The 21,069-nt window shown below is 69.8% G+C and carries 16 protein-coding genes; 5 read left to right on the top strand and 11 right to left on the bottom strand.

Going from position 1 to position 21,069, the window contains the following annotated elements:
* Positions 1 to 82 precede the first annotated feature (82 nt).
* Positions 83 to 766 carry an HNH endonuclease family protein gene (locus tag ABB33_RS18435; RefSeq protein WP_152984960.1) on the bottom strand — a complete coding sequence of 228 codons (684 nt, stop codon included), beginning with the start codon at positions 764 to 766 and terminating at the stop codon, positions 83 to 85.
* A 180-nt stretch (positions 767 to 946) separates the two neighbouring features.
* Between ABB33_RS18435 and ABB33_RS18755 the strand changes: the two genes are divergently transcribed.
* Entirely contained in the window at positions 947 to 1,225 is a 279-nt protein-coding gene (locus ABB33_RS18755; RefSeq protein WP_161809404.1) for a hypothetical protein, read from the top strand.
* A gap of 4 nt (positions 1,226 to 1,229) precedes the next feature.
* On the opposite strand, the gene ABB33_RS04755 is transcribed toward ABB33_RS18755, so the two are convergent.
* The 4 genes from ABB33_RS04755 to hflK all read right to left on the bottom strand — a co-directional run bounded on the left by ABB33_RS04755 (position 1,230) and on the right by hflK (position 5,053).
* Positions 1,230 to 2,522: an adenylosuccinate synthase gene (locus ABB33_RS04755; protein ID WP_056931330.1), complete on the bottom strand. Its 1,293-nt coding sequence runs from the start codon at positions 2,520 to 2,522 to the stop codon at positions 1,230 to 1,232.
* A gap of 231 nt (positions 2,523 to 2,753) precedes the next feature.
* Positions 2,754 to 2,939, bottom strand: a complete 186-nt coding sequence (locus ABB33_RS04750; RefSeq protein WP_056931329.1) for a DUF2065 domain-containing protein — start codon at positions 2,937 to 2,939, stop codon at positions 2,754 to 2,756.
* 144 nt (positions 2,940 to 3,083) lie between these two features.
* Positions 3,084 to 3,947, bottom strand: coding sequence for a protease modulator HflC (gene hflC, locus ABB33_RS04745; protein ID WP_056931328.1), 864 nt, complete (start codon positions 3,945 to 3,947; stop codon positions 3,084 to 3,086).
* Positions 3,944 to 5,053, bottom strand: a complete 1,110-nt coding sequence (gene hflK / locus ABB33_RS04740) for an FtsH protease activity modulator HflK (protein WP_056931327.1) — start codon at positions 5,051 to 5,053, stop codon at positions 3,944 to 3,946. The genes hflC and hflK overlap by 4 nt, the downstream gene beginning before the upstream one ends.
* Before the next feature lie 146 nt (positions 5,054 to 5,199).
* On the opposite strand from hflK, the gene ABB33_RS04735 reads away from it, so the two are divergent.
* Together ABB33_RS04735 and pilH are read left to right on the top strand one after the other, a co-directional pair.
* Positions 5,200 to 6,195 (top strand): YhdH/YhfP family quinone oxidoreductase, encoded by a 996-nt coding sequence (locus tag ABB33_RS04735; RefSeq protein WP_056931326.1) that lies wholly within the window; start codon positions 5,200 to 5,202, stop codon positions 6,193 to 6,195.
* A gap of 85 nt (positions 6,196 to 6,280) precedes the next feature.
* Positions 6,281 to 6,667 (top strand): twitching motility response regulator PilH, encoded by a 387-nt coding sequence (pilH, locus tag ABB33_RS04730; protein ID WP_056931350.1) that lies wholly within the window; start codon positions 6,281 to 6,283, stop codon positions 6,665 to 6,667.
* 51 nt (positions 6,668 to 6,718) lie between these two features.
* Here pilH and ABB33_RS04725 read toward each other — a convergent pair whose 3' ends face one another.
* Both ABB33_RS04725 and ABB33_RS04720 read right to left on the bottom strand, forming a co-directional pair.
* Entirely contained in the window at positions 6,719 to 7,618 is a 900-nt protein-coding gene (locus ABB33_RS04725; protein WP_056931325.1) for a DnaJ C-terminal domain-containing protein, read from the bottom strand.
* 125 nt (positions 7,619 to 7,743) lie between these two features.
* Complete coding sequence (locus tag ABB33_RS04720; RefSeq protein WP_056931349.1) at positions 7,744 to 8,184, bottom strand: Hsp20/alpha crystallin family protein; 441 nt, start codon at positions 8,182 to 8,184, stop codon at positions 7,744 to 7,746.
* Positions 8,185 to 8,335: 151 nt separating this feature from the next.
* Between ABB33_RS04720 and ABB33_RS04715 the strand changes: the two genes are divergently transcribed.
* Together ABB33_RS04715 and ABB33_RS04710 are read left to right on the top strand one after the other, a co-directional pair.
* Entirely contained in the window at positions 8,336 to 8,818 is a 483-nt protein-coding gene (locus tag ABB33_RS04715) for a peroxiredoxin (RefSeq protein ID WP_056931324.1), read from the top strand.
* Positions 8,819 to 8,849: 31 nt separating this feature from the next.
* Positions 8,850 to 9,425 carry a ferritin-like domain-containing protein gene (locus ABB33_RS04710; protein ID WP_056931323.1) on the top strand — a complete coding sequence of 192 codons (576 nt, stop codon included), beginning with the start codon at positions 8,850 to 8,852 and terminating at the stop codon, positions 9,423 to 9,425.
* A 121-nt stretch (positions 9,426 to 9,546) separates the two neighbouring features.
* On the opposite strand, the gene pbpC is transcribed toward ABB33_RS04710, so the two are convergent.
* The 4 genes from pbpC to acnD form a co-directional block, all read right to left on the bottom strand.
* Complete coding sequence (gene pbpC / locus ABB33_RS04705) at positions 9,547 to 11,916, bottom strand: penicillin-binding protein 1C (RefSeq protein WP_056931322.1); 2,370 nt, start codon at positions 11,914 to 11,916, stop codon at positions 9,547 to 9,549.
* A gap of 153 nt (positions 11,917 to 12,069) precedes the next feature.
* Positions 12,070 to 16,965, bottom strand: a complete 4,896-nt coding sequence (locus tag ABB33_RS04700; protein WP_056931348.1) for an alpha-2-macroglobulin family protein — start codon at positions 16,963 to 16,965, stop codon at positions 12,070 to 12,072.
* Between the two features lie 124 nt (positions 16,966 to 17,089).
* The gene (gene prpF, locus ABB33_RS04695; protein ID WP_056931321.1) at positions 17,090 to 18,277 is read right to left on the bottom strand and encodes a 2-methylaconitate cis-trans isomerase PrpF; all 1,188 of its coding nucleotides are present in this window, start codon (positions 18,275 to 18,277) and stop codon (positions 17,090 to 17,092) included.
* Between the two features lie 51 nt (positions 18,278 to 18,328).
* Positions 18,329 to 20,947: a Fe/S-dependent 2-methylisocitrate dehydratase AcnD gene (gene acnD / locus ABB33_RS04690; RefSeq protein ID WP_056931320.1), complete on the bottom strand. Its 2,619-nt coding sequence runs from the start codon at positions 20,945 to 20,947 to the stop codon at positions 18,329 to 18,331.
* Positions 20,948 to 21,069: the final 122 nt, after the last annotated feature.

Below are 21,069 nucleotides of genomic sequence, written 5' to 3'. Positions count from 1 at the left end.
TCTGCGCGGAACTCATCCGTGTACTGCTTGCTGTTGCCCATAAACACCTCGGTCATTGCCATCAATTATGGCGTCCGAGTGTCTACGAAAGGCTGGCCGGTCCAATACGCATTGCACCGCAAAATGGCGCTTCTTCGGACAACGCACTTCGGAAACCTGCCAGGCGCTCGTCGTCAATTCGCCCTTGCCAGAGCCAGGCAAGGCATTCCCTGAACCTTCGTGCTCTGGCCCGGATCAAATCAGATCGATTGAGATCTAAGATATTCACCGTGACGTTTCCAACCTCATCCACTCCAACGACAGTGCCATCGGGACAAAAGCGCATATGCTTGCGCGGTTCAACTTGGCACGGGTTGATTAGGAGTGCATCTTCACTGGCCTCGGCCTCGGCCCAGGTGGAACGCAAATGTGCGCGCGGGCCTCGGACGGGAAACAAATTGCGCTTCGCGCGATTGCAAGCTACACATGAGAGAAATAAATTCTCCCATTCATAAGCAAACCAGCTGTAATAGTCCGGGCTGGCTACGGAGGATTGCTCCGGAACCCCGGCCGCATTACTAAGCGGCCGGTGATGCGATACATAACCATCATCGGCATAGTCCAGTGGGGTTTCGCAGTAAGCGCACTTGGACCAGAAAACCTCCGTCAACGCCAGCCGCACCTCTGCCGAAGTCCAGTTTTTCGAGCTCAGCGGCGGCCTTCTGCGGGCACGCTCCTGTGGATCTAGCCGATAGTGGTCTGCCAATGATGCCTTGGCCACACGCACCTCGCCTCCATACAGGATTTCGGGCCGAGTAGCTGTCCTTCGACTCACCTTTCTCATTCATTACCCCCTGATTTTGAGCCATCAGTTTAGCGAGAATCTGAATATTTTAGGGGCATGTACCGGCGATCGCGGCCACTTCGGCCTTATTGGGCTGCATACCGAGAATGCATCAGAACCAGCATGAAGAACTCATTGCGCAAGAAGGCAACCAAAGACCGCTTCCGGCCAAAAACGAACATTACTTTGATGCCCCTTGTAACTCCCGCCAATTCCCTGATGTACAAACTGGCAATTGAAAGGAGCATCAAGCCAAATCGGCACCAAAAATCCGCTTCACTTATTGCTAGCGATAAGTTCATATTTTCTTTAAGAAGCAGCAACAAGAAGCCCCGCAGATGCGGGGCTTCTTGGTACAACATCATCGCACTGAAACTAGCGCCCCAGCTGCTGTGGAGCTAGCACCTCAACCCCACGGATCCTGCAACACCATCGTGTGGTCGCGGTCCGGGCCGGTGGAGACGATGCTGATCGGGCAGCCGGCCAGTTCTTCCAGCGCGCGCAGGTAGGCGCGGGCGGCGGGCGGCAGCTGGTCCCACTCGGTGATGCCGTGGGTGTTCTCGCTCCAGCCCGGGAATTCCAGGTACACCGGGGTGCACTCTTCCCAGCCCTGGGCGTCCAGCGGGGCGTATTCGGTGCGCTTGCCGCGGTATTCGTAGGCAATGCACACCTTGAGCTTTTCCATGCCGTCCAGCACGTCCAGCTTGGTGATGCACAGGCCGGTGATGCCGTTGATGGCCACGGCGCGCTTGAGCGCGACGATGTCCATCCAGCCGCAGCGGCGCGGGCGGCCGGTGGAGGCGCCGTATTCGGCGCCGCGGTCGCGGATGCCCTGGCCGATTTCATCGTCCAGTTCGGTCGGGAACGGGCCGCCGCCCACGCGGGTGGCGTAGGCCTTGGCGATGCCCAGCACGTAGTCGATGGCGTCGGCGCCCACGCCGGCACCGGCCAGCGCGCCGCCCACGGTGGTGTTGGAGCTGGTGACGTACGGGTAGGTGCCGTGGTCGATGTCCAGCAGCGCGCCCTGCGCGCCTTCGAACAGCACGCGCTTGCCCTGCTTGCGCAGGTCGTGGCAGATGCCGGCCACATCACTCTTCATCGGCTCGACGTATTCGCCAAAGGCCAGCGCTTCGGCGTAGACGCTGTCGAAATCCACCGGCTCCACGCCCAGGTACTTCGTCAGCACGAAGTTGTGGTAATCCAGCGCGGTGCGCAGCTTTTCGGCCAGCTGTTCCGGGTAGTGCAGGTCGGCGATGCGGATGCCGCGGCGCGCCACCTTGTCTTCATAGGCCGGGCCAATGCCGCGGCCGGTGGTGCCGATGGCCTTGCCGCCGGCGGCCTTTTCGCGCGCCTGGTCCAGGGCGATGTGGTACGGCATGATCAGCGGCGCGGCCGGGGAAATCTTCAGGCGCGAGCGCACTTCCACGCCGGCCGTTTCCAGCTCTTCGATTTCCTTGCGCAGCGCGGCCGGGGAAATCACCACGCCATTGCCGATCAGGCACAGCGCGTCGTCGCGCAGGATGCCGGACGGAATCAGGTGCAGGACGGTCTTCTTGCCGTTGATGACCAGGGTGTGGCCGGCGTTGTGGCCGCCCTGGAAACGCACGACGGCACCGATTTCCTCGGTGAGCAGATCGACGATCTTGCCCTTGCCTTCATCGCCCCACTGGGCGCCGAGAACAACAACTGATTGACCCATGACGGGTGAACTCCTGAGTTGGCTGCGGCCATCGGGGCCGCGGACGGGACCGCGCGGGGCCGGCGGGCCTGCCGGGGTGGCGCTCCATCGGGGAGTGCCGGGCAAACGCCGGGGCCTTACACGGAAAAAGCCGAACGGGAGTGCCCCGGCCGGCTTTTCTGGATTATCCGGGTTTTGCCTGACGGCTACCACCCCCACCGGCACCGGCCGGGGCCGGCGGCCGGCCGCGGTTCAGTAGCGCAGCCACCACAGCGCGGCCAGGCCGATGACCAGCAGCACCGCACCGGACTGGCGCAGGGCCGCGGCGGGCAGTTCCAGCAGGCGCGCGGCCATGCGCTTCCACGCCAGCGGCGCGGCGAACAGGAACAGGCCTTCGAGGACGGCGACCAGGCAGAGCGCGGAGAAGAGGTCTTGCATGGGGATGGCGAGGCGGGGGAACACCGCGGCCGGGGGCGCATTGCAGTGCAGTGCAGCGCCGCGGCCGCGGCTTCCTGTTTCCTGTAAGGGCCCGGCCCCTGCCCTCTCCCGGCGGGAGAGGGGCGGCGCGGCGCGGGCCGGGGCTCAGCGGTCGTTCTTGAGGTACTGCAGGAACGGGTCGTTCTTGTCCAGCACGATCACGCCGTTGCCGTCGGTCATGGAGGCGCGGTAGGCCTCCAGGCTGCGGTAGAAGGCGTAGAACGCCGGGTCGGCCGAGCCGGCCTTGCCGTAGATGGCCGCGGCCTGGGCGTCGCCCTCGCCGCGCAGCTGCTGGGCGTCGCGCTCGGCTTCGGCCACCAGCACGGTGCTTTCGCGGTCGGCCTGGGCGCGGATGGTGAGCGACTGCTCCTCGCCTTCGGCGCGCAGCTTGGCCGCTTCCTGCTTGCGCTGGGCGCGCATGCGCTCGTAGACGTCGGTGATCACCTGGCTGTCGGTGGGCAGGTCGATCTGCTTGATGCGCAGGTCGATGATCTGCATGCCCAGGGTCTTGACCGCCTCGTTGATGCCCTGCAGCTGCCCGGCGATGAGCTCGCCGCGGTCGCCGGACACCAGCTGCTGCAGGGTGCGCGCGTTGATCTGGTTGCGCAGCGAGTCGGTGATGATCGGGGCCAGGCGGGCGTTGGCCACCTTGCCGTCGCCGCCGGTGGCGCGGTAGTAGGCGCGCACGTCGGAAATGTAGCCGATGGCGAAGAAGTCGACGCTCACGTCCTTCTGCTCGGCGGTGAAGTAGCGCGCCGGGGCGGTGTCCAGCACCTGGAAGCGGCGGTCGAACACGCGCACCGTTTCCACCAGCGGCACCTTGAAGTGCAGGCCGGGCTTGATGTCCGAGCGCACCACCTTGCCCAGGTTGAGCACCATGGCGGTCTGGTCTTCGCGCACCACGTACACCGAGCCCAGCAGGCCCAGCAGCACGGCGACCAGCAGGCCGATCACAAGGGAATTCTTCATCGGCCGGCCTCCTCACGGTTTGCCGAGCGCGAACCGGAACGGTCCGCGTTGCGAATGCTGTCGGTGGCGGCCGGCAGCGCCGGTACCGCCATTTCCGGGGTCAGTTGCGGGGCGCTGGCGGTCTTGCCGGCGTCGGCCGGCATCGGCACGTAGATCAGCTGGCGGCCGTCGCCACCGATGACCTTGCGGTTCTCGGCCAGCACTTCCTGCACGGTTTCCAGCCACAGGCGCTTGCGGGTGACTTCCGGGGCGTTCTTGTATTCGGCCTGCAGCAGGCTGAAGCGGCGCGCGTCACCTTCGGCGCGGGCCACGATGGCCTGCTTGTAGCCTTCGGCGGTGGTGCGCGCGCGCGAGGCCTGGCCGCGCGCTTCGGGCACCACCTTGGCGGCGTAGGCCTGGGCTTCGTTGATCAGCCGTTCCTTGACCTGCTGGGCACCGTTGACCTCGTCGAAGGCCGGCTTCACTTCTTCCGGCGGGCGCGCGTCGGGCAGGGTCAGGCCGGTGACCACCAGGCCGGTGCGGTAGGCCTTGAGCGAGGCTTCCAGGCGCTGCTCGGCGGCCACGGCCAGCGGGCCGCGGTTGTTGAGCACGGTGTTGAGGTCGGCACGGCCCACCTGCTCGCGCACCGCGCTCTGCGCCGACTGCTCCAGCACCTGGTCGGCGTCGATGGTGCCGAACTGGTACAGGCGCGGGTCGTCCACGCGGTACTGCACGTTCAGCGCCACGTTGACGATGTTCTCGTCGCGGGTGAGCACCGGCACGTTGCTGCTGAAGGTCTTGATCTGGGTGGCGTTGACCTTGACCACCGATTCGATCGGCCACGGCAGCTTGAAGTTCGGGCCCGGCTGCAGGATGCGCGAGAACTGGCCGAAGCGCAGCACCACGCCGCGCTGCTGTTCGCCGATCAGCTGGAAGCTGGACAGCAGCACCAGCAGCGCCAGCCCCAGCAGTACCCAGCGCCAGATGCCGCCGTCGAACAGGTCGCGCAGCGGGCCGGGCAATCCGCCCCATCCGCCACCGCCATTGCCGCCGCGCGGCGAGCGCGATCCGCGCCGGTTGTCGGCGGGGCCGCCACTATCGTTGCCGCCAGGTGTGTTCCAGGCCATGCATGCTCCATCTGTCAGGGCCTGTATGCGGGGCGTTCCCGCAGTCCTGGCCGTGGTCAATCGAATCCGGATTCTACTAGATGGGGCAGACCTGACGTTTCGCAACCGCTATCTTGGTTGTCTCCCGTTCCGCCGCAGGCCGCACCATGTCCGCCCACGCCCCGTTCACCGCCTTCCGCATCCACAACGACGACGCCGGCTACCGCGCCGGGCTGGAGCAGGTCGCCCTGGACCAGCTGAGCCCGGGCGAGGTGGTGGTGCGCGCCCGCTGGTCCTCGGTCAACTACAAGGACGCGCTGGCCGGCACCGGCCAGGGCAAGATCCTGCGCCGGTTCCCGCTGGTGGGCGGCATCGACGTGGCCGGCGAGGTGGTGGCCTCCCGCGACCCGGCCTTCCGCGAGGGCGATGCGGTGCTGGCCACCGGCTGCGGGCTGAGCGAAACCCGCGACGGCGGCTACAGCCAGTATGTGCGGCTGGAGTCGAAGTGGGCCATCCCGCTGCCGCCCGGGCTGAGCCTGCGCGAGGCCATGGTGCTGGGCACGGCCGGGTTCACCGCCGCGCTGGCCCTGCTGCGCATGAAGGACAACCGGCAGACCCCGGCGCACGGCCCGCTGGCGGTGACCGGCGCCACCGGCGGGGTCGGCTCGCTGGCGGTGGATATCTTCAGCCGCGCCGGCTTCGAGGTGCACGCCATCAGCGGCAAGGCCGAAGCGACGGAATACCTCACCACGCTGGGCGCCACCCAGGTGCTGGGCCGCGAGGCGCTGGCCACCACCCGGCCGATGGAATCGGCGCGCTTCGGCGGCGGCCTGGACAATGTCGGCGGCGCCATGCTCACCAGCCTGCTGGCGCAGACCGCGCCGTACGGCAACGTGGCCTCGGCCGGGCTGGCCGCCAGCGCGGAGCTGGACATGACGGTAATGCCGTTCATCATCCGCGGCGTGTCGCTGCTGGGCGTGGCCTCGGCCGGCACCGCGCGCGACATCCGCGGGCAGGTGTGGCAGCACCTGGGCGACGACTGGAAGCCGCGCCACCTGGACACCATCTGCACCCGCGAGGTGGGCCTGGACGGGTTGCCGGAGGTGTTCGCCACCATGCTGGGCGGCGGCTCGTTCGGGCGCACCCTGGTGCGGATCGACTGAATGCGGCACCGGGTACGGCGCCGCGGGTTGCTTCACACCGCAGCCGGCCCGACACTATGGCCGCGACATCATCTTGGGGAAGAACGTGGCGCGCATATTGATCGTGGACGATTCGCCATCGCAGCTGCTCGGCATCCAGCGCATCGTCGAAAAACTCGGGCATGAAACCTTCACCGCCACCGACGGTGCCGCCGGCGTGGAAGCGGCCAAGTCGGTGCTGCCCGACCTGGTGCTGATGGACGTGGTGATGCCCAATCTCAACGGCTTCCAGGCCACGCGCACGCTCAAGCGCGAGGCCAGCACCGCGCACATCCCGGTGGTGCTGGTGACCACCAAGGACCAGGACACCGACCGCCTGTGGGGCATGCGCCAGGGCGCCAAGGCCTACATCACCAAGCCGTTTTCGGAGGACGAGCTGTCCGAGGTGATCGCGCGGGTGTTCGAAGGCGGCGGCGACCTGCCCGAAGCCTGATTGCGGCCGCAGGCGCGCCCTCCCGGGTACGCGCCTGCCGCCGGTGATGCCTCAGATTTTCTCGCCGAACGCCTTGGCCAGCGCGCGGTAGGCCTTCTGCTGGGCCTCGTTGGTCGCCACCGGGGCGATCACTTCCAGTTCCACGATCTGGTCGCCGTCGGGCTTGCCCGGCAGGCCGCGGCCGCGCAGGCGCAGCTTGCGTCCGCTGTCCGAGTCGGCCGGCACCTTCAGTTCCACCGCCCCACCCAGGGTCGGCACGCTGATGCTGGTGCCCAGCGCCGCCTGCCAGGGGGTGACCTGCAGGGTGTAGAGGATGTTGCGGCCGTCCACCTCGAACTGCGGGTGCGCGGCGTATTCCACTTCCAGCATCAGGTTGCCGCCACCGCTGCCCTGCCCGGCCAGGCGGATCACCTGCCCCGGGCGGATGCCCTTGGGCACGCGCACGTCGAGCTGGCGGCCATCGACGTTGATGCGCAGCGTGTCGCCGTTGTAGGCCGCTTCCAGCGGTACCGACAGCTTGGCGCGGGTATCGCGCATCGGCTGCGGCCCGGCGCTGCCGCCGAAGCCATCGAAACCGCTGCGCGCGCGGCCGCCCCCGCGCTGGCGCGCGAACAGGCTCTCGAAGAAATCGCTGAAACCGCCGCCGGCACCGGCGCCGCCGAACACCTCCTCGAAGTCGAAGCCCTGCCCGCCGCCGAAATTGGGCGGCGCGTGGAACTCCTCGCCGGGGCGGTAGCCCTGGGCGCGCAGCTGGTCGTAGGCCTGGCGCTTGGCCGGGTCGCGCAGCGCCTCGTAGGCCTCGTTGACGGCCTTGAACTTCTCCTCGGCGCCGGCCTCCTTGCTCACGTCAGGGTGGTACTTGCGCGCCAGCCGCCGGTAGGCGGTCTTGATTTCGGCATCGCCGGCCGTGGGCTCCACGCCCAATGTCGCGTAGTAATCCTTGAATTCCATCCAGACACCCTTTCGGAAAGAGTCGGGCCCGCCGCCTTGCGGCGAACGGGCCGATACGGGTTCGACTGCCGCCGTGGCGCCATTCTAGCGGGCCACGGCGCTGCCGATGTGCGCGCGGCGCGTGCTTACGCGGTGCCGCCGGCGCTGGCCACCTGGATGCGGCGCGGCGCGGCTTCGGCGCGCTTGGGGATGCGGATTTCCAGCACGCCGTCGCGGCTGCTGGCGACGATGCCCTCGGCGTCGGCGCTGTCGGGCAGCGCGAAGCGGCGTTCGAACGCGCCGTGGCGGCGCTCGATGCGCGACAGGCGCTGGCCCTCCAGCGGTTCCGGGGCGCGGCGCTCGCCCTTGATCGACAGCACGCCCTTGTCCATCTGCACCTCGATCGAGGCCGGGTCCACGCCCGGCAGGTCGGCGTGCAGCACGAACTGCGCGTCGTGTTCGCGGATGTCCACGGCCGGCAGCCAGGCGCCTGCCGCCGCGGCGTCGCCCGGCATGTCCAGCAACGGGGCGAGCAGATGGCGGATATCGGACTGGGTCGGCCACTGGCGGTAACGTACGATGCTCATCATCTCCTCCTGCAAGGATGCGGGCGGGCGGCCGGAATGGCGCCCTGGCGCCCATGCACGGGAAATGCTGCGTGAAGGCCGCGCTTTCAAGCCGTTGACGCGGCCCTCAACCCCCGCTCACTAAACTTCGATTCAGACTCTGGAGAAGCCCATGACCATCCACGTCGGCGACCGCATCCCGGAAGTGACCCTCAAGCGCATCCGCGAGGGCATGGAAACCATCGACACGCAGGCGCTGTTCGATGGCCGCAAGGCGGTGCTGTTCGCGGTGCCCGGTGCGTTCACCCCGACCTGCTCGGCGCGCCACCTGCCCGGCTACGTCGAGCGCTTCGAGCAGTTCCGCAGCCGCGGCATCGACGTGTTCTGCATGGCGGTGAACGACCCGTTCGTGATGCAGGCCTGGGGCAAGGCGCAGTCGGTGCCGGACGGGCTGCTGATGCTGTCCGACGGCAATGGCGACCTCACCCGTGCGCTGGGCCTGGAGATGGACGCCAGCGGCTCTGGCATGGGCATGCGTTCGCGCCGTTTCGCGCTGTACGTGGACAACGGCATCGTGCGCGCGGTGCACGTGGAGGAGCCCGGCAATTTCGAGGTGTCCTCGGCCGATTACGTACTGGCCCACCTCCCGGAGTAGCGATTCCCTTCCACCAAGGAGCACGCCCGCCATGAGCAAGCAGCCCGCCAGCAAGAAGGCCATGACCGTCCCGGCCAGCGGCATCAGCGACCGCAAGACCCTGCGCGCCAACGCACGCAGGAGCATCGAGGACGGCGCGATCACGCCGAGCTATGCCGCCGACCGCAAGATGGTGATCAAGCTGCTCAACGACGCGCTGGCCACCGAGTGGGTGTGCGTGCTGCGCTACTACCGCCACTACTACATGGCCAAGGGCATGCTTGCCGACGCGGTGAAGGCCGAGTTCCTGGAGCATGCGCAGCAGGAGCAGGCGCACGCCGGCATGCTGGCCGAGCGCATCGTGCAGCTGGGCGGCGAGCCGGACTTCAACCCGGACACCCTCACCGCCCGCGCCCACGCCGAGTACAAGGAAGGCGGCAACCTGCGCGACATGGTGCGCGAGAACCTGATCGCCGAGCGCATCGCCATCGACAGTTACCGCGAGATGATCAACTTCGTCGGCGACAAGGACACCACCACCAAGCGCATCCTCGAGCAGATCCTGGCGCAGGAAGAGGAACACGCCGACGATTTCGCCGACCTGCTCGACGGCTGGATCGGCGAGTAACCGTGAGCGGACGGCTGAACGCCGTCCGCCACGCCACGCAGGCCTCAGCCTCAGCCCAAGTCCCGACCTCAGCCTCGGCCGCGCACGACCGCATTGGCCGCGCGTGCCGGCAGCGGCGCGCTCAATGCGCCACGCGGAAGCGGATGCGGGTCCAGGCGCCGTCCGCGGCCAGCGCGGTGAGGCTGTGCTCGCCGGGTTCGTCGAAATCGCGCACGAAGCTGCGCGCGCCCTCGGTCTGCGCGATCCAGCGCCCGTCCAGCAGCCACTGCACCGTCGCCTCGCTGCCGACCGCCCGCAGCTGCAGCCGCGGCCCGTGCGTGGCGCCGGGCGCACGCGCCAGCGTGGCGCGGTCGGTGAGGCCGTCGATGTGCAGCGCCGCGGCATGGCCGCGGCCGTCGTCCGGGCAATCCGGCGCCAGCGGCGGCAGCTGCTGCGCCTGCCGCTGCACCTGCGACAGCCACGGCGAGGCCAGCGCCGGCCAGCGCGCCACCTCGCGCGCCTGCCGCTGGGGGTGGCCGTCGCAGCCGGCCGACAGGCGCTGGCCGCTGCGCGCATCCACCTCGAAGCGCACCTGCCCGGACTGCCACAGCCGCGCATCGCGCTCGGCGAAGGTCGGCGGCACGGTGCCGTCCAGCGCCAGCGCCTGCAGCCGCCGCTGGCACAGCGCCGGCGGCGTGGCGGCCGCGGCCAGGCCCAGCGGCCAGCACACGTCCACCGCGCCGACGCTGGCCGGCATCGGCGGTGCGTCGCCGTCACCGGGCTGGCGCGGCAGGCTGTCGATCACCTCGAACATCAGCGGCAGCGCGGTCACCGCACCGTACTGGCCGGGCAACGGCGTGCCGTCCGGGCGCCCGACCCAGACGCCGACGGTGTAGCGGCGGGTGCTGCCGATCGCCCAGGCGTCGCGGTAGCCGTAGCTGGTGCCGGTCTTCCATGCCACCGGCGGGCGGCTGCCGGTGTCGAAGGTGCCCAGGCCGTAGCCGGGGCGCGGGTTGGACTGCAGGATGTCGCGCACGATCCACGCCGCGCCCGGCGACACCAGCCGGCGTTCGATCAGCGGGTCGTCGGGGGTGTAGCGCACGCGCCCGGCGATGCCCTGCCGGTTGAGCGCGGCGAAAGCGCCGACCAGGTCCTCCAGGCGCGCGCCGGTGCCGCCCAGGATCAGCGCCAGGTTGGGCTGCACCCCGTGCGGGAAGCGCAGCTTGATGCCGGCGTTGCCCAGCCGCGCGGCGAAGCGCGACGGGCCGACGCGGTCGAGCAGGTCCACCGCCGGCACGTTCAGCGACAGCCGCAGCGCGGTGGCCGCGCCGACCGGGCCGTTGAACGCGGCGTCGAAGTTGCCGGGACGGTAGCCACCGAAGCTCTGCGGCGCATCGACCAGCAGGCTTTCGGAATGGATCAGCCCGTCGTCCAGCGCCATGCCGTACAGGAACGGCTTGAGCGTGGAGCCGGGCGAGCGCCAGGCCTGCACCATGTCCACGTGGCCCAGCCGCGCCTTGTCGCCGAACGCCACCGAGCCGACATAGGCGCGGGCCTCCAGCGAGGCGTTGTCCATCACCAGCAGCGCGGCGGAGGTGCGCTCGGGCAACTGCGAGAAATACGCGGCCACGCGCTCTTCCAGGGTGCGCTGCAGGCCGCTGTCCAGGGTGGTCTGGATGTGCGCCGCGCGCGGTTGCGCACTGCGCAGCCGCTGCGCCAGCAGGGCCGCGTGCAGCGGTTGCTGCAATGAGCGCGCGACCACCGGCTCGATGCGCGCGTCGGCCACCGCTTCGTCCGACCAGGCGCCCAGTTCGGCCATGCGCGCCAGCACCTTGTCGCGGGCGCGGCGCGCGGCCTCGGGATGGCGGTCCGGGCGCAGCCGGCTCGGTGACTGCGGCAGCACCGCCAGCAATGCCGCCTCGGCATGCGACAGCCGCGCCGCCGGCTTGCCCAGGTAGGCCCAGCTGGCCGCCTCCACGCCTTCGATGGTGCCGCCGTAGGGCGCCCGTTCCAGGTACAGGCCCAGGATCTGCGCCTTGTCCAGGTGTACTTCCAGCTGCAGCGCGCGCAGCAGCTGCTTGGCCTTGCCCCATGGCGTGCGCGTGTGCGGATCGAGGATGCGCGCCACCTGCATGGTCAGGGTGGAGCCGCCGGAGACGATGCGGCGCTCGGCCAGCATCTGCCCGCCGGCGCGCAGCAGCGCCCACGGGTTGACGCCCGGATGGCGCCAGAACCAGCGGTCCTCGTAGGTCAGCAGCGCCTGCAGGTACAGCGGCGACACGCTGCGCGCGTCGGCCGGGTAACGCCACACGCCCTGCGCATCGGCGAAGGCGCGCAGCGGCGTGCCGTCGCCGGCCACCACCAGGGTGCCGGTGTCGCGGGATCGTGGCAGCGGCGGCGGGAACGCAAGGTCGAGCACCAGCAGCAGCGACAGCACCGCCACCGTACCCCAGCGCAGCCACGGCAGCAGGTACCGCACCCAGCGCCGCAGGCGCCCGCGCGGCGGGCGCATTGCCGGATCAGTGCCGCGCCCGCGTCCGGCGCCGGCGGCGCTCACGCCAGGAGCGGGGCCGGAGGGTGCCGGTGTGCGTGGTGTAGCGCTCGCCATCCATCGTCCATTCGTTGCAGCGCGGGCGCGTGCGGTGGCACGCGCCCGCGGTAATCGTCACGGCTGCACGACGGTGATCGTGGTCGGGTTGGACCGGCCCACACCGCGCAGCTCGGGACGGTACATGTCCTCGGCCAGCGGCGGCGGCACGGTGTAGGTGCCCGGGGTGACCGCGCGCACCAGGTAGAACACCCGCGCGGTGCTGCCGCGCGACAGGTTCAGCGCGGCCACGTAGCGGTCGTCGCGGAACTCCTCGTGGCGGGCATCGGCGGCGCCGGCGCGGTCGTTGATCTGGATGCCGTCCACCACCACGTCGGCCCACTGCCGGGCATCGCCGAGGTTGAAGTTCTCGATCTCCAGGCCGGCCGGCAACAGGTCGGTCAGCAGCGCGTCGGGCATGGCGGTGTTGGCGGTGACGCTCAGGCGCACGATCAGCGCCTCGCCTTCCTTCAGCGGCCGCGGGGTCCACGGCTTGCCGTCGGTGGTGAACCAGGCGCGCTCGATGCCGATCACGCTGTTGTCCGGCGCCGGTGCCTGCCGCGGAATGCCGGCCACTTCCAGGCTGGCGAACATCGGCGCCTGGCCCTGCGGGGTGAAGCGCACGCCCTGCGCCAGCTGCGTGGCGTCGAACACCCGCGCGAACAGCTTGCGCGCGTCGATGGCTTCGCGCGCCTGGCCGACCGCCAGCTCGCCGGACACCCGGTTCTTCTGGTCGACCATCAGCGCCTTGCCGAGCCGCGCCAGCGCCACCTGCTCCTGGGTGCTCAGCCACAGCCAGCCGCCGTTGCGGCGCGCGTCCAGCTCGCGGCCCAGACTGACCGCGCGCGCGTCGTACTCGGGCTTGGCCAGGCCGCGCTCGTGCAGCAGCGCGATCATCAGCGCGTCGTCGCGCAGCGGGCTGCCGTAGTCGCCGAAATACGCCGGGCGGTCCTTGCCGGCCATGCCGAAGCCGGCGGCAATGGCGGCCTGGCCGCGCTTGCCGTCGCCCTGCAGCGCCAGCGCCGCGCCCAGGTGTACCAGCGACAGGCCGGTGGCGGCCTTGCCGCGCTCGTTGTCGTACAGCGCGCGCAGCGTGCCCAGCGGGGCGCGGTTGACCCGCGCCAGCACGTAGCCCGAATACGCCTGGTTGGCGAACTTCAGCGCATCGCGGCGCTCCTGCCCGTAGAACTGGTTGCCGCCGCTGAGCAGGTCCTCGCTGATCCGGTTCAACGCCTTCTGCAGCACGTTGTCCGGCACCGCGAAGCCGGCGTCCTTGGCGTCGAGCAGGAACTCGGCAATGTACGGGGTCAGCGCCGGGTTGACGTAGTCGTCGTTGCCCCACATCGAGAAGTTGCCGTTGGCCACCTGCATCGAGGCCAGCCGCCCGAACGCGCCTTCCATGCGCTCGCGGCGGGCCTTGGCGTCCAGCCCGTCGGCGCCGAGCATGGCCGAGGTGGCCTGGTCCAGCAGCAGTGCCGCATAGCCCTTGCTGGTGGTCTGTTCGGCGCAGCCATAGGGGTAGTTCAGCGCCCCCTGCAGGGCCGAGGCGAACGGGATCGGCGGCAGCGGGCTGACCAGCATGCGCGCGTTGACCGAACCGGCCATCAGCCCGCCGGCGAAGGCGCTGTCCAGGGTGACCGGCGCCAGCGGGTCGAGCGTGCGGGTCTGCGAGCGCAGCACCTGCGGCCAGGCCGCGCGCACCGGCAGGTCGTAGCGGCGGTCGACCTTGAAGCCGTTGCCGTCCACCCGCACCCGCACCTTGGCCACGGTGTAGCCCTCCTGCGCGGTGAGCGGGAAGCTCAGGGTCTGCTTGGCATCGGCGGCCAGCTGCAGCCGGCGCGCGGCCTCGCCGATCGCCAGCGGGCCCTCGCCGTCCACGCGCACCGTGAACTCGCCGGGCTTGCCGGTGAAGTTCTGCACATCCAGCGTCACCGTGCTGCGGTCGCCGGGGGCCATGACCCGCGGCATGCTGGCCTCGGCCAGGATCGGCGCGCGCACCACCGTTTCAACGTCGCGGTTGCCGTAGCGCGTATCCGAATACACCAGCGCCGACACCCGCAGCGTACCGTTGAAATCCGGCACCGGCAGGGTGATGCGCGCATTGCCGCGGGCATCGAGCGCAACCGGGCCGGAGAACAGGTCCACGGTCTGCACCCGGGCGGTCGGGCGCCGCGCCTGCGGCAGCGCCTGCAGCGCCATGTCGCCGCCAAACTTGAGCTTGCCGCTGTTGCCCTCGAAGCTCTCGATCACGCGCCCGTAGATGTCGTAGGCATCCACCCCCAGCCGGCGCTGCGCGAAGAAATGCGCGTTGGCATCGGGCACCGCGAAGCGGGTGATGTTGAGGATGCCCACGTCCACCGCCGAGACGGTGACGTGCGCCGGCTTGCCGGCCAGCTCCGGCGCGCTGACGGTGACCGTCATCGGCTGTTCGGGGCGCATCTGCTTCGGCGCCACCAGGCCGACCGCGATGCGGCGGTCACGGCGGTCCATCGGCACGTGCGCCACGCCCACGGCGCGCGCCGGGGTGATCTTGCTGGACGCGCTGCCGCCGCGGAACACCAGGGCGGTGACGTACACGTCGTGCCGCTCCCAGTCCTCGGTGACCGGGATCTCGAAGGTGCTGCCCGGCTTGGCCTGGATGTCCTGCACGTAGAGCATGCGGTCGCTTTCGACCATCAGCACGCCACGCCCGGCATGCGGCGGGGTCAGGGTCACCTTCAGCGTGTCACCGGCCTTGTAACCGGTCTTGTCCAGGGCCAGCTTGACCTTGTCCGGGCGCGCGTCGAGCCCGCGGTTGTCGTCGTTCCAGCTCCAGCCGGCGCGGAACGGGTAGCGCATGGTCAGCCCGGTGGCCGGGTCGAACACGTCCACCCGGTACTCGCCCCACTCCACCGGGAAGTCGAACCGGGCGGCGGTGGCGCCGACGTCGAGGGTGCGGGTTTCCTTGTTCTCGAAGCGGCGGGTGAAATCGTAGTCCCAGCGGTTGTCGGTGAAGGTCCAGTGGTAGTCGCGCAGTTCGCGCACCAGGGTGACCTTGAGCCCCTTGGCCGGCTGCGGCTTGCCATCGGCATCCACGCGCTGCAGCTCGAAACGCGCGTTGGCGTTGGCATCGGCGCCATCGGTGTCGCTGAACAGCGGGCGCACCGCGACCAGCGCCGGTGCCGGCCACAGCACGCGCTTGAGGGTGCGGGTGACGGTGCGGCCACCGGTCTCGTAGACGCTGCCCGAGACCAGCGCCGCCACCGGCGTGCCCTTGCCGACCTCTTCCGGCAGGGCGATGTCCTGGCGCAGCCTGCCGTCCCTGGGCAGGGTGGTGTCGATCACGTCGTTGGCTTCGCGCGGCAAGCTCACGGTCGGGTCGCCGAAGAACCAGCCCGGCATCGATTCCAGCGGGTGCTGCTCCACCGCCACCGCCAGCTTGGCGGTGAAGCGGTTGCCATCGGCCGGCGCGCCGTACAGGTACGCGGCATCGGCCTGCAGCTTCAGCGGCTCGCCCGGCTTGAGCGTCTTCTGCGCGCTGTCCAGGTCCAGCTTCATGCGCTCGGGCAGGAATTCCTCGATGCGCAGGGTCAGGCCCTGCACCGCCTCCTTGCTGGCCGGGTCGGTACGGAACTCGACCTGCCAGCGGCCGGTCGGGGCCTCGGCCGGGATCGCCTGTTCGAAGCTGAAGTAGCCCTGCGCGCCCGGCTGCAGGCGGGTTTCGCGGAACACCTTGCCGTCGGGCTGCTTGAGCCGCAGGAACACCGGCTGCGCACCCTTGTCCGGGCCGGCGACCGGCTTGCCGTCGTTGTCGCGCAGCAGCGCCGATACGCGCACCGTCTCGCCGGGGCGGTACAGGTCGCGGCCGGACCAGGCGAACACGTCGAACCAGGCGTTCTGGCGCCCGGCCACGGCGAACTCGCTCAGGTCCAGCGCCGGCTGGTTGAACGGCAGCAGGGTGGTGTCGGCACCGCTGGTGGCCACCAGCACGTGCGATGCGTCCAGGGTGTAGTTCAGCAGCGCGTTGCCGTTGGCATCGGTCTGGCCCTTGAGGACGGTCTCGCCCTTGCCGTCGAGCACCCGCAGCTCGACCTTCTTCAGCGGCGCGCCCGAGGCCAGCGAGGCGGTGTGCACGAACAGCTGCTCCTTGTAGGCGCGGGTGTGCAGGCCGATGTCGCTGACGGTGAAGAACGCGGTGTCGTACTCGCCCTCGAACCGGCCGGCGCGCTTCATCACCGCGAAGTACAGGCCCGGCTGCTGCAGCTCGCGGATCTCCTGGATCGGCAGGTAGGTCAGCACCCGTTCGTTGGGCTTGCCGCCGAGCACGAAGCGGTTCAGATAGACCGGCTCGGCCAGCTGTGAGATCGGCGTGTGCTCGCCGTATTCGCTGTCCAGTTCCCAGCTGCCGCGACGGCCGCCGCGCTGGTACTGGCTGAAGAAGGTGGGCAGGTTCTTCTCGCCCACGCGCAGGAACTCGACGTCTACTTCCGGCACGTTGACCGACACCACCGGCAGGCCGCGGCTCTCGCGCGCCGGCAGCACGCTGCCCTGCGAGGCGAAGCCGGCGGCCGGCTTCAGTTCGCCGGTGAACACCTGCTGGCGCACTTCGCGGCCCAGGCGGCTGCCGTCGGCGGCGAGCAGGTCGGCCGACACGACCAGGGTGTAGTCCCGGGCCGCCTCGACGTAGGGATAGCGCAGGGTCCTGCCGTCATCGGACAGCGACCAGCTGCTGTCCTCGGTGCCGACCTTCTCCTCGAAGCGCAGCAGCTTGTCGAAATCCTGGGTGCCGACCAGCGGCTGCGAGAACTCCACCGCCAGCGACAGCCCGTTGCCGCCCTTCTGGTCGGGCCACACGCGCACCAGCGCGAAGCCCTTGACCTCGTCGCGCTTGGCCTGGATCGCCTCGCCGCTGGCGCCGGGCAGCTGCCCGGTCTCGTTGCGCTTGCAGCCGGCCAGCACCGCCAGCGCCACCAGCGCGGCGGCGCCCCAGCGCATGTGCTTCCACTTCCTGTTGCCCATGGCGTTCTCCTGCAGACGCGGCGAGTATAGCCGCCGCCCGGGAACACCTCGTGTGCGCGACGGCACGCCCGCTGCGGCGTGCCGGCTGCGCCCGGCCCCTTCAGAGCGTGTCGCCGGGCACCCGCACCGCGCCGTCCATCAGCACCCGCGCCGAGCGCGACATCACCGCCTTGGTCACGACCCACTGGCCATCGACGCTGGCCACCGCCGCGCCCACCCGCAGGGTGCCGGAGGGGTGGCCGAAGCGCACCGCCTCGCGCAGGCCGCCACCGGCGGCGCGGTTGACCAGCGTGCCCGGCACCGCCGCGGCGGTGGCGATGGCGACCGAGGCGGTGCCCATCATCGCGTGGTGCAGCTTGCCCATCGACATGGCGCGCACGTTGAGGTCGATGTCGGCGGCGGCGACGTGCCTGCCGCTGGAGGCGACATAGTCCCTGGCCGGCGCCACGAACGCGACCTTGGGGGTGTGCTGGCGGGTGGCCGCTTCCTCCGGCACCCGGATCAGGCCCATGCGCAGCGCGCCGGCCACGCGGATGGCCTCCAGCCGGGCCAGCGCGGCCTTGTCCTCGTTGATCGCCGGCTGCAGCTCGGTGCCGTCGTAGCCGATGGCGGCCGCGTCGACGAACACGGTGGGGATGCCGGCGGTGATCATCGTCGCCTTGAGCGTGCCGACCCCCGGCACCTGCAGGTCGTCCACCAGGTGGCCGGTGGGGAACATGGAGCCGCCGTCGCCCTCGTCGTCGGACGGATCGATGAACTCCAGCACGATCTCGGCCGCCGGGAAGGTCACCCCGTCCAGTTCGAAGTCGCCGGTTTCCTGCACCTGCCCGTCGCGCACCGGCACGTGCACGATGATGGTCTTGCCGATGTTGGCCTGCCACACCCGCACCGCCACCGTGCCGTCGCGCGGGATGCGCGCGGCCGGGACGAAACCGTTGGCGATGGCGAACGGCCCCACCGCTGTGCTGAGGTTGCCGCAGTTGCCCGACCAGTCGACGAACGCGCTGTCGATGGAGACCTGGCCGTACAGGTAGTCGACGTCGTGGTCCGGCACCGAGGCCGGGGCGATGATCACGCACTTGCTGGTGCTCGACGTCGCCCCGCCCATGCCATCGGTCTGCTTGCCGTACGGATCGGGCGAGCCGATCACCCGCAGCAGCAGCGCGTCGCGCGCCGGGCCGGGCACCTGCGCCGCTTCCGGCAGGTCCTGCAGGCGGAAGAACACGCCCTTGCTGGTGCCGCCGCGCATGTAGGTGGCGGGAATGCGGAGTTGCGGGAGAAATGCCATGGAACGGTTCCTTGCAATGAAAGACGGCCCGTTGCCGGGCCGTCGGGGGTATCAGGCCACCCGGGCGCCTTCCAGGAAATCCTGGGCGAAGCGCTGCAGCACGCCGCCGGCCTCGTAGATGGCCACTTCCTCGTCGCTGTCCAGGCGGCAGGTCACCGGCACCTCGACGGTGCTGCCGTCGCGGCGGTGGATCACCAGGGTCAAATCGGCGCGCGGGGTGCGCTGCCCGACCACGTCGAAGGTCTCGGTGCCGTCGATGCCCAGGGTGTTGCGGTCGGTGCCCGGCTTGAACTCCAGCGGCAGCACGCCCATGCCGATCAGGTTGGTGCGGTGGATGCGCTCGAAGCCCTCGGCGACGATCGCTTCCACGCCCGCCAGGCGCACGCCCTTGGCCGCCCAGTCGCGCGAGCTGCCCTGGCCGTAGTCGGCGCCGGCGATGATGATCAGCGGCTGCTTGCGCGCCATGTAGGTCTCGATCGCTTCCCACATGCGCATGACCTTGCCGTCCGGCTCCACCCGCGCCAGCGAGCCCTGCTTCACGCTGCCGTCGTCGTTGCGCACCATCTCGTTGAACAGCTTCGGGTTGGCGAAGGTGGCGCGCTGCGCGGTGAGGTGGTCGCCGCGGTGGGTGGCGTAGGAATTGAAGTCCTCTTCCGGCAGGCCCATCTTCGCCAGGTACTCGCCGGCGGCGCTGGACGGCAGGATCGCGTTGGACGGCGACAGGTGGTCGGTGGTGATGTTGTCCGGCAGCACCGCCAGCGGGCGCATGCCGCGCAGCGTGCGCTCGCCGGCCAGCGCGCCCTCCCAGTACGGCGGGCGGCGGATGTAGGTGCTGCGCGGCCGCCAGTCATACAGCGGGCTGACCTTGCCGCCATGCTCGACGCGCACGTTGAACATCGGGTTGTAGACGCTGCGGAACTGTTCCGGCTTGACCGAGGCCTTGACCACCGCGTCGATCTCGGCGTCCGACGGCCAGATGTCCTTCAGCCGCACGGCGTTGCCGTCGGCGTCCACGCCCAGCACGTCCTTCTCGATGTCGAAGCGCACGGTACCGGCGATGGCGTAGGCGATCACCAGCGGCGGCGAGGCCAGGAACGCCTGCTTGGCGTACGGGTGGATGCGGCCGTCGAAATTGCGGTTGCCCGACAGCACGGCGGTGGCGTACAGGTCGCGGTCGATGATTTCCTGCTGGATCTTCGGGTCCAGCGCGCCGCTCATGCCGTTGCAGGTGGTGCAGGCGAAGGCGACGATGCCGAAGCCCAGCTGCTCCAGCTCGGGCAGCAGGCCGGCCTCCTCCAGGTACAGCTGCACCGCCTTGGAACCGGGCGCCAGCGACGACTTCACCCACGGCTTGCGCACCAGCCCGCGCGCGTTGGCGTTGCGCGCCAGCAGGCCGGCGGCGATCACGTTGCGCGGGTTGGAGGTGTTGGTGCAGCTGGTGATGGCGGCGATGATCACCGCGCCGTCGGGCATCAGCCCCTGGGCTTCCTCGCCCTTGCCGCTTTCCAGCTTGGCCTCGTCGGCGATGCCGCGCTCGGCCAGGTCGGACACCGGCAGGCGCCGGTGCGGGTTGCTCGGGCCGGCCATGTTGCGCACGACCGTGGACAGGTCGAACTCGAGCACGCGCTCGTACTGCGCGGTGGCCAGCGCGTCGGCCCACAGCCCGGTGGTGCGGGCGTAGTTCTCCACCAGTGCCACCTGGGCTTCCTCGCGGCCGGTCAGGCGCAGGTAGTCCAGGGTCTGTTGGTCGATGTAGAACATCGCCGCGGTCGCGCCGTATTCCGGGCACATGTTGGAGATGGTGGCGCGGTCGCCGATGGTCAGCGCCGCGGCGCCTTCGCCGAAGAATTCGAGGTAGGCCCCGACCACGCGCTCTTTGCGCAGGAACTCGGTCAGCGCCAGCACCACGTCGGTGGCGGTGATGCCCGGCTGCGGCCTGCCGCCGAGCCTGACGCCGACGATGTCCGGCAGGCGCATCCACGAGGCGCGGCCGAGCATCACGTTCTCGGCCTCCAGCCCGCCGACGCCGATGGCGATCACGCCCAGCGCATCGACGTGCGGGGTGTGGCTGTCGGTGCCGACGCAGGTGTCCGGGAACGCCACCCCGTCCTGCACGTAGACCACCGGCGACATCTTCTCCAGGTTGATCTGGTGCATGATGCCGTTGCCCGGCGGGATCACGTCCACGTTCTCGAAGGCCTGTTTGGTCCAGTCGATGAAGTGGAAGCGGTCTTCGTTGCGGCGGTCCTCGATGGCGCGGTTCTTGGCGAACGCATCCGGGTCGAAGCCGCCGCACTCCACCGCCAGCGAGTGGTCGACGATCAACTGCACCGGCACCACCGGGTTGACCTTGGCCGGGTCGCCGCCCTTCTCGGCGATGGCGTCGCGCAGGCCGGCCAGGTCCACCAGCGCGGTCTGGCCGAGGATGTCGTGGCACACCACGCGCGCCGGGAACCACGGGAAATCCAGGTCGCGGCGGCGCTCGACCAGCTGCCTAAGCGAATCGGCCAGGGTGGCCGGATCGCAGCGGCGCACCAGGTTCTCGGCCAGCACGCGCGAGGTGTACGGCAGGGTGGCGTAGGCGCCGGGGGCGATGGCATCGACCGCCTCGCGGGCGTCGAAGTAGTCCAGCGCGGTGCCGGGAAGTTGCTTGCGGTGATCGGTGTTCATGGCTGGCCTGTGGGTCGGGTGGCTTGCGTGGGGGGCGGCAGCGACACGCCCGTACTTCGCGGTGATCGCCGGGGTGCCGGCGGGGAGCGGACAGGGCCCGCTCCCGGGGAATGGTGACGCCC

Origin of the sequence: Stenotrophomonas acidaminiphila (assembly GCF_001431595.1) — a bacterium.
Taxonomy (GTDB): Bacteria; Pseudomonadota; Gammaproteobacteria; order Xanthomonadales; family Xanthomonadaceae; genus Stenotrophomonas; species Stenotrophomonas acidaminiphila.
The sequence above is the reverse complement of the archived record's forward strand: the minus strand, read 5'-3'. Positions and strand labels throughout refer to the sequence as shown.